The organism is Aquificaceae bacterium, from assembly GCA_037722135.1.
In the GTDB taxonomy this organism is placed as follows: domain Bacteria; phylum Aquificota; class Aquificia; order Aquificales; family Aquificaceae; genus Pampinifervens; species Pampinifervens sericum.
On sequence record JBBKAW010000030.1, the window covers coordinates 1 to 9158 of the forward strand.

9 protein-coding genes are annotated in these 9158 nt (G+C 44.6%); 7 read left to right on the top strand and 2 right to left on the bottom strand.

Annotated features, from left to right (window positions below; all coding sequences use genetic code 11):
- The first annotated feature begins 73 nt into the window (after positions 1 to 73).
- The 4 genes from WKI49_02025 to WKI49_02040 are packed head-to-tail and all read left to right on the top strand — an operon-like array spanning position 74 to position 3393.
- Positions 74 to 601: a DUF202 domain-containing protein gene (locus tag WKI49_02025; protein MEJ7621280.1), complete on the top strand. Its 528-nt coding sequence runs from the start codon at positions 74 to 76 to the stop codon at positions 599 to 601.
- Between the two features lie 16 nt (positions 602 to 617).
- Positions 618 to 2324, top strand: coding sequence for an FAD-dependent oxidoreductase (locus tag WKI49_02030; GenBank protein ID MEJ7621281.1), 1707 nt, complete (start codon positions 618 to 620; stop codon positions 2322 to 2324).
- Positions 2324 to 2968, top strand: coding sequence for a site-2 protease family protein (locus WKI49_02035; GenBank protein MEJ7621282.1), 645 nt, complete (start codon positions 2324 to 2326; stop codon positions 2966 to 2968). The genes WKI49_02030 and WKI49_02035 overlap by 1 nt, the downstream gene beginning before the upstream one ends.
- An 8-nt stretch (positions 2969 to 2976) precedes the next feature.
- Entirely contained in the window at positions 2977 to 3393 is a 417-nt protein-coding gene (locus WKI49_02040; GenBank protein ID MEJ7621283.1) for a hypothetical protein, read from the top strand.
- Here WKI49_02040 and WKI49_02045 read toward each other — a convergent pair.
- Both WKI49_02045 and miaB read right to left on the bottom strand, forming a co-directional pair.
- Positions 3385 to 3867, bottom strand: a complete 483-nt coding sequence (locus WKI49_02045) for a bifunctional nuclease family protein (GenBank protein MEJ7621284.1) — start codon at positions 3865 to 3867, stop codon at positions 3385 to 3387. The two genes, WKI49_02040 and WKI49_02045, sit on opposite strands and share 9 nt — an antisense overlap.
- 56 nt (positions 3868 to 3923) lie before the next feature.
- Positions 3924 to 5234 carry a tRNA (N6-isopentenyl adenosine(37)-C2)-methylthiotransferase MiaB gene (gene miaB, locus WKI49_02050; protein MEJ7621285.1) on the bottom strand — a complete coding sequence of 437 codons (1311 nt, stop codon included), beginning with the start codon at positions 5232 to 5234 and terminating at the stop codon, positions 3924 to 3926.
- 19 nt (positions 5235 to 5253) lie between these two features.
- Here miaB and WKI49_02055 point away from each other — a divergent pair, with 19 nt between their 5' ends.
- The 3 genes from WKI49_02055 (at position 5254) to serA (ending at position 9081) form a co-directional block, all read left to right on the top strand.
- Positions 5254 to 6111: a KaiC domain-containing protein gene (locus WKI49_02055; GenBank protein ID MEJ7621286.1), complete on the top strand. Its 858-nt coding sequence runs from the start codon at positions 5254 to 5256 to the stop codon at positions 6109 to 6111.
- A gap of 91 nt (positions 6112 to 6202) precedes the next feature.
- The gene (ahcY, locus tag WKI49_02060; GenBank protein MEJ7621287.1) at positions 6203 to 7459 is read left to right on the top strand and encodes an adenosylhomocysteinase; all 1257 of its coding nucleotides are present in this window, start codon (positions 6203 to 6205) and stop codon (positions 7457 to 7459) included.
- Between the two features lie 29 nt (positions 7460 to 7488).
- Positions 7489 to 9081: a phosphoglycerate dehydrogenase gene (gene serA, locus WKI49_02065; protein MEJ7621288.1), complete on the top strand. Its 1593-nt coding sequence runs from the start codon at positions 7489 to 7491 to the stop codon at positions 9079 to 9081.
- Positions 9082 to 9158: the final 77 nt, after the last annotated feature.

The following is a 9158-nucleotide window of genomic DNA, read 5'->3' on the forward strand; positions in this document are numbered from 1 at the left end:
CTCTATAAGTGTCAAGAGGTCTTTTTGTTTCAGTTTCTAATACACCTTGTCCTTTGGAGTATTTCTCAGAAAGTTGGAGACACTGGCTGTCATTACCCAAAAGATACATGCTTCTGTGCTTCTTGAATGGACCGCCAGAGCCTCTGGAGTTATAGGGGTTTTTATGATTATCGCAGGTTTAATTACCTTCTACTTAGACATAAAATACATAGAAGGAGGCATTCCTGTGCATCCAAAGGAAGTTACAGACCCAAGGATTTACATGGCAGCGGAGAGGACCTTTCTTGCTTGGGTGAGGACTGCCATAGCTCTTATAGTTTTTGGCTTTGTTATAGAGAAGTTTGAGTTTTTCCTGCTTCAGCTTGAAAAGGTTTTTAACATTCACCTTGCAGAAGAACACCACAGGCTTGTAGGCATAGGTATCTTTGTTATAGTGGTTGGCTTGCTTACCTTAATCCTTGGCATGGCTAACTTCTATAGAACTATACAGCAGGTTGACAAAGGCTTCTATAGGACACACACTTGGCTTTACAAGGCTTATGGAGTGGTTATATTTATAGCCTGCTTGGTGCTAACCTTCTACGTGCTGAAGGTAATATAGGTTAAAATTTAAAGCCATGAGAAGCTATGACGTGGTAGTTATAGGTGCAGGTGGTGCTGGTCTTCGCACTGCCATAGAGTGTGCAAGGGACCCATCCATAAGGGTGGCGGTGGTCTCAAAGGTCTATCCTACAAGGTCTCATACAGGTGCAGCACAAGGGGGTCTAAACGCCGCCCTTGGAAACGCAGTTCCTCAAGATAGCCCAGAAGCCCACGCCTTTGATACCATAAAGGGTTCTGACTTTTTGGCAGACCAAGATGCAGTCTATTTTATGTGCAAACATGCACCCGAGGTGGTTTACGAGCTTGACCGTTGGGGTGTGCCCTTTTCAAGAATGGAGGATGGCAGGATAGCCCAAAGACCCTTTGGTGGTGCATCTTTTCCAAGGACTGTTTACTCTGCAGACAGGACGGGACACGTGCTTTTGCATACCCTCTTTGAGCAGGCACTCGCCAGAGAAAACATAGACTTTTTCAACGAGTTTTTCCTTCTTGACCTTATCCACGACGGACAGAGGGTCAAGGGTGTGTCCCTATACGATATAAAAAACGGAGAGGTGGTAAACCTAAAGGCTAAGGCGGTAGTCCTTGCAACCGGCGGTTTTGCACGCATATACTGGCAAAGAAGCACCAACGCCATAGGAAACACAGGCGATGGTGTGGCGGTAGCCCTTCTTAATGGTCTCCCCCTAAAGGATATAGAGTTTATCCAGTTTCATCCCACAGGTCTTGCCAAAACTGGCATACTGCTTTCAGAAGCCTGTAGAGGAGAGGGTGGCTATTTAATAAACAAGTTTGGTGAGCGTTTTATGGCAAGGTATGCACCCCAGAAGATGGAGCTTGCACCCAGAGATTTGGTCTCAAGGTCCATAGAGTATGAAATAAGAGAAGGAAGAGGTTTTGGAGAAGGCACGTCTGCCTATGTGCTTTTGGACCTAAGACACCTCGGAGAAGAAAAAATAAAGGAAAGACTACCTCAGGTGCGTCAGCTTGCCATAGATTTTGAAGGTGTAGACCCTGTTTATGACCCCGTGCCCATAAGACCCTCTGCCCACTACTGCATGGGTGGCGTGCATGTGGAAAACTACATGACCTCCGCCACACCACTTGAAGGACTTTATGCAGTAGGTGAGTGTGCCTGCGTGTCCGTGCATGGTGCCAACAGGCTTGGAGGAAACTCCCTTATAGAACTTCTGGTCTTTGGAAAGTTCTGTGGCATATCCGCAAGGGAATACGCCAAACAGGTGGATTTTCTTGAGCTTTCGGAGGGAGAAAAGGCTAAGGGTAAAGAGCTTATAGAGGGTCTTATGAAAAGAGAAGGCTATGAAAAACTTGCGGACATAAGGAAAAGGATGGGGGAGATAACTTGGGAAAAGATGGGTATATTCAGGGATGAGAAGTCCCTACAAAGTGCTTACGAGGAGCTTTCTGAACTTTTAGAGCGTTGGGAGAACATTCCAGTGGTGGACAAAAGCAAGGTCTTTAACACAAACCTTATAGAGGTGCTTGAGCTAAGAAACATGCTACACCTTGCAAGAGCGGTCGCCTACTGTGCCCTTCATAGAAGAGAATCAAGGGGTGGACACTACAGAGAGGATTATCCAGAAAGGGACGATGAAAACTTCCTAAAGCATACGTTGGTGTGGCAAGAAGGTGATAAACTGAAGATAGAATATATAGACGTAAAAATAATCTATCACCAACCTGCGGAGAGGAAATACTAATGGACCTGCAGATGGCAATTGTATCCATACCAGCCCTTATGATGGCGGTGATACTTCACGAATACGCTCATGGATGGGTTGCCTATAAGATGGGAGACCCAACTGCCAAGGAGTATGGTAGGCTTACTATAAATCCAATACCTCATATAGACTTGCTTGGAACAATAATACTACCCGGCATGCTAATATTGATAGGCTCTCCCATACTCTTTGGCTGGGCAAAGCCTGTGCCCATAAACCCCCTTAGATTTAGAGACCTTAGAGTGGGAACTTTTTTTGTTTCCATAGCGGGTATAGTGATGAACATATGGCTTGCTTTGGTTTTTGCCCTTCTTTACAGAGCCATAATGCAAGGCTACTTAAACTTTCTAAGCGATGCTGTGCTTATACCCCTTGCCCTATTCTCTGCAACCGCGGTCCTCATAAACTTAGTTCTTGCCTTTTTCAACGCCATACCCATACCACCCCTTGACGGAAGCAGGGCACTTATGAGCTTCTTTTCTGTAAAATACTGGGAGCTTTTCTATAGGTTTGAGATGTATGGCTTTCTAATAATAGCACTTCTCCTCTTTACTGGAGTGATAGGCAAGGCTATATTCCCGCCCATCCTTTTCCTTTGGAACTATCTTTTAGGTAGAATATGAGGTCTTGGGTGTATTATATAGAACTGTTAGGATACTACGAGAAGGGTAGCAAAAACCATGTTTCTGCGGTATATGTGGTTGCTCTACCAGAGGACAAACCCTTGAACCCAGTGGACATGGAGTGCTATGCTTCTGAATACGCACCCGCAAAGTTAGCCATAGAATATGGTATGGCTTATGCCATAGGCTTTGACGAAGAGATAAAAAACCCACAGGACTACGACCTTATAGGCTACAGAGAAGATTTGGAATTGTATATTTTCAAAGAAGGACTAAGTTTTCAAGAGGGTTTGGAAAGGGTTTATAGGCTTCTTTATGAAAACCTCAAAAGGGAAGACCTTGTAGCTGTAGAACCCGTGATAGATGTAGGTAGCCCTCCAAAGGAGCTCATGTTTGAATGTCTCAAAAAGGCTATATCAACTTAACCCCTTTTCAAAATCTTCTGGCTTTATGTTTTCAAGCCACTCTCTTAACTTTTCCTTTTCCTCATCCTCTTCTGGTTTTGGCACTTTGGACTTTTCAAGCACCTCTTCTTCCACAAATACAGGAGCGTCAAACCTCAAAGCAAGGTTTATGGCATCGCTCGGTCTTGAGTCTATTACTATAAGGTTATTACCTTGCAATATATGGAGCTCCGCATAGTAAGTGCTGTCTCTAAGGTCACTTATGACTACTTTTTCAAGCCTCGCTCCCATGTTTTCTATGATGCTTTTCATAAGCTCGTAGGTCATAGGTCTTGGAGGTTCTATATTTTGAAGTTGACGCACTATGCTGTCCGCCTCAAAGATACCAATCCATATGGGTAATAATACCTCCTCGTTATCCTTTGCTCTAAGCACCACTATAGGCATCTGAGACACTGGGTCAAGGGTGACTCCATGCACCACCATCTCAATCATGGCAAGCCTCCACTTATAAATTTACTCCTCTCCCTATAGGTAGCAATATGAAACGCTTATCCTATTACCTCTATGACTTCGCACTCCATATTGAAGGGCTTTGAGCTTAGCACCTTTACCTTTACCAACTTTCCAAGAAGGCTACTATCTCCCTTTAGGGTAGCCCAGCGGTTTGTCCTTGTTCTGCCTGTGAGCTTTCCATCTTCGTAGCTCTCTATCAAGACCTCTTGCTCCGTCCCCTCGTAGGACTTGGCTATCTCTGATAGTATCCTCTTTTGCAATTCAAGAAGTCTTGACATCCTTTGGGTTTTAATCTCATCAGGAATCTGCCCCTCCATGCTGTAAGCTGGTGTGTCTGGTCTTGGCGAGTATTTAAAGGAGAAAACCTGCTCAAACCTCACCTTTTCTAAAATATCCAAGGTATCCTCAAAGTCCTCTTCTGTTTCTGTGGGAAAGCCTACAATTATGTCTGTGGAGAAGGTAATGCCCTTCACATATTCTCTCAGCATTTGGACCTTTTCAAGATATTCCTCCTTTGTATAGCCCCTGCCCATGAGCTTAAGTATCCTTGTAGAGCCTGCTTGCACAGGTAGGTGTATATGTTCACAAACTTGAGGTATCTCTCCCATGGCTTTTGCTATACCCTCCGTTAGGTCTTTGGGATGTCCTGTGGTAAACCTAATTCTTTCCACGCCGGGAATTTCCGCAACTCTGTAAAGTAATTCTTCAAAGGGAATACCAAGGTCCTGTCCCCATGCGGTTACGTTCTGACCAAGCAAATGTATTTCCCTTACACCATCTAACACAAGGCTTTTGACCTCCGATAGTATGCTTTCAAGACTTCTTGACCTTTGTCTACCTCTTGTTTTTGGCACCACACAGTAGGTGCAGTTTTTATCACAGCCCTTCATAACCGTCACATAGGCACAAAACTGGTTGTCCCTTACCGTAGGATATTCCCATAACTTGTCTTCGTCCTCTGGTGGGTTTTCAAGGATGGCTATAGCCTTATATCCTGCCTGAGCCTGCTGGATTAACTCTGGTAACTGGTGCATATTAAAGCTGGAAAACATTATGTCTATAACGGGAGCTTTTTGCACCAACTCTTCTCCCATCCTCTGGGCAAGGCATCCACAGACTCCTATTAGAGCATTAGGATTTTTCTCCTTTATCTTCTTATATTCCCCAAGGTGAGAGTAGACTTTTTGGTCTGGCTTTTCCCTTATAGTGCAGGTGTTAATGAGAATTATGTCCGCATGCTCCCAACTTTCCGCAGGTTCGTAGCCCATACTCTGCAGTATACCTCTTAGCCTTTCCGAATCGTTAAAATTCATTTGGCATCCAAAAGTTTTTATGTAGTACTTCATAGTGTTAAAATTTACTACCATGGAAGAGAAAAAGCCAGAGGTCGTAGAAGAAAGCATATGGACCGCACAAGAGGCAATAAGAAAAGCTCCAAAGCTATATGGAGTGCCTACAGGTGTTGAGGGTCTTGATGAACTTTTCTTCACATCGGACATACAAGAGGGTAAGCCAGTGAGAAAACCCCTTGGTGGCATTCCTGCCTACTCGGTCACCAATATAACGGGAGTTTCTGATACGGGTAAAAGCCTTATGGCTGAGCAGTATACGGTGATGCAGGCAAGCAGAGGAGAGCCTGTTGCCTTTATAACTGTAGAGTCTCCCGCACACTTTACCATTACAGGTATAAGGGAAAGGGCAAAAGCCATGGGAATAGACTTTGAAAGCATTCAAGACCGCATAATCCTAATAGACGCTGCAAGCCACGGAAGGCTAAGGGAAAACATACCAGACCTTCTTGCCACACTGGCACATGTAATAAAGACTTACAAGGTAAGACACACGGTTATAGACTCAATAACTGGACTTTATGAAGCCCGTGAAATGCAAGCAAGAATTGTGGTGCGTCAACTCTTCAACTTTATGAAAAAGTGGTATCAGACCGCTCTTTTTATCTCTCAAAAAAGAAGCGGACATGAGGAGCTTACCGCAGAAGCTGCAGGTGGCTACGCCATAAGCCACATAGTGGACTGCTCTATGGTGCTATCTAAGGACATAATTTTTACGCAGGCACAATCAAGGCTCTACAAAAAGCCTATAGGTGAGATGGTTAGGCTCTTTCGTATAGATGGATGTAGGATGTGCGGTCATGACACAAGAACGCACTACATGGAGATAACGGAGCTCGGTCTAGTAAGGATAGGACCTCCTTTGAGTGCATGAGTTTAGCGTATGCAAAGAGAAGAAGGCAGGGAGAGGAAGGGTTTTTAAAGCTTTTAAGGATAGCAAAAAATATTAAGTTTGGAGGAGTAAGATGGATTACCATGTAAAAGACCTAAGCCTTGCGGAGCTTGGCAAAAAGAGGATTGAATGGGCAGAAAGGGATATGCCAGTGCTTAGAAGCATAAGGGAGAGGTTTTCCAAAGAAAAACCCTTTAAGGGTATACGCATATCTGCGTGCCTTCACGTTACCACAGAGACTGCAAACCTTATGATAACTCTAAAAGAAGGTGGTGCAGAGGTCTTTTTGACAGCCTCAAACCCCCTTTCTACCCAAGATGACACCGCATCCGCATTGGTAAAATACTACGACATTCCAGTTTTTGCCATAAAGGGCGAAGACACAGACACCTACTATATGCACCTAAGAGAGGTCATAAAAAGGGAACCACACATAGTGATAGACGATGGTGCGGACCTTATATCCACGCTTCATAAGGAGTTTCCCGAGCTTGCAAAAAGAGTTTACGGAGGAATGGAAGAGACCACCACAGGAGTTATAAGACTAAGGGCTATGGCTCAGCAGGGAGTTTTGCAGTTTCCCGTAATAGCGGTAAACGATGCTTATACAAAGCATATGTTTGACAACCGGTATGGCACAGGGCAGTCCACCATAGATGCCATAATGAGGGCTACCAACAGACTTATAGCAGGTTCTTACTTTGTGGTTGCAGGCTACGGATGGTGTGGCAAAGGTGTAGCCCAAAGGGCAAGAGGTATGGGAGCAACGGTTATAGTCTGCGAGGTAGACCCCATAAAGGCACTTGAGGCAAAGATGGACGGCTTCTTGGTTATGCCCATGAGAGAAGCCTGCAAACTGGGGGACTTTTTCGTGACGGTTACAGGCAATACCTCTGTAATAAGAGAGGAGCATTTTGAGAGGATGAAAGACGGTGCCATTATCTCCAACGCTGGACACTTCAACGTGGAGATAGACATAGAGGCTCTCGAAAGGTTAAGTGTGAGTAAAAGAGAGATAAGACCTTTCGTTGAGGAGTATAGGCTCAGGGATGGTAGAAGACTCTATCTTTTGGCACAAGGAAGGCTTGTAAACCTTGCCAGTGCGGAAGGTCATCCTGCTTCCGTGATGGATATGAGCTTTGCTAACCAAGCCCTCTCTGCGGAGTATATCCTCAGAAACCACCAAGACCTCAAAAAAGACGTCTACAGAGTGCCAGAAGAGATAGACAAAGAGGTGGCTTCTTTGAAGTTAAGGAGCATGGGGGTGGAGATAGACCAACTAACACCAGAGCAGGTAAAATATCTATCCTCTTGGGAGTTTGGCACTTAGTTTATACTTTAGCCTTCTGGAGGTTTAAGATGCATAAAATTCTAATCACTGACCCCATCTCGGAAAAGGGTATTGAGCTTCTTAGGCGTGAGCCAGACTTTGAGGTGGACTACGAGCCAGACATATCCTACGAGGAGCTACTTGAGGTTGTGGAAAACTATCACTGCATTATAACCAGAAGCAGAACCCCAGTCACAGGCGAGTTAATAGAAAGGGCTAAAAATCTAAAGGTCATCGGCAGGGCTGGTGTAGGTGTGGATAACGTGGATATAGAGTCTGCCTCCATGAGAGGCATATTGGTTATAAACACCCCTGGTGCCAACACCATAGGAGCAACGGAGCTAACCCTCGCTCATATGTTAAACGTTATAAGAAACGCACACATGGCACATAACAGTATGGTAGAGGGCAGGTGGGACAGAAAGAAGTTTATGGGAACAGAGCTATACGGAAAGACTCTTGGCATAATTGGTCTTGGAAACATAGGCTCACAAGTTGCCATAAGGGCAAAAGCCTTTGGCATGACCGTTTATGCCTACGACCCATACATTCCAAGAGAAAAGGCGGACAGGCTGGGCGTAAAGCTCTTTGACAACCTACACGACATGCTTCGTCAAATAGATATCCTAACTATCCACGCACCCTTGACCCACGAGACAAGAAACATGATAACAAGGAAAGAGTTTGAAATTATGAAAGACGGTGCGGTTCTTATAAACTGTGCAAGAGGTGGAATAGTAAAAGACGAGGACCTCATATGGGCTTTGGAAAGCGGTAAGCTATCGGGCGTAGGTCTTGATGTTTTCTCTGTAGAACCTCCACCAAAGGAGTTTATAGAAAAAATATCCAAGTTTCCCAACGTTTCCCTTTCCCCTCACATAGGTGCAAACACTTACGAATCTCAAGAAAACGTTGCAGTAATAATTGCCCAGCAAGTTATAAAAGCTCTAAGAGGTCAAACAGTAGAGTATGTGGTAAACGCACCCTTCCCAGACCTTTCGGTTCTAACCTTGATAAAGCCACACCTTGACCTTGCGGAAAGAATGGGCAGGTTCTTGGTCCAATGGGCGGAAGAGGGCATAAGGGAGGTGCATATAGAAGTGCGTGGAGACATAGCACAACACTTTCATCCAATAGCCTCTGCGGTCTTGATGGGAATACTAAAAGAAACGGTAGACTTTCCAGTAAACATAATAAACGCCAGCTACGTGGCAAGAGATAGAGGCATAAAGGTAGAGGAGCTTACCTCAGAAGAGAGCGAGGATTACAAGCATTATATAAAGGTAATAGCAAGAGGAGACAGCACAGAAAGAACGGTAGCAGGCTCAGTGCTTGAGGGGCATATACTAAGGATATTCCAAATAGACCGCTACCGTGTGGATGTAGAACCAGAGGGTATAATGCTTGTTTTTGAAAACAGAGATGTCCCAGGAGTTATAGGAAAGATAGGTAGTATATTAGGTAATGCAGGCGTAAATATAGCAGGCTTTAGGCTTGGAAGAGAAAAGAAAGGTGGCATCGCCTTGGGCATACTTAATCTTGACGACCCTATCCCAGAGGAGGTTATGCAAGAACTAAGAAAAATACCTCAGATAATTTTTGCCAAGCAGGTGGTAGTGTAATAGATTTAAGCTTATGCAGGTCAAAACAAAGCTAACCGCAGAGGAGTTTTTCAAACTATACCCAGAAGAGTCAAGGA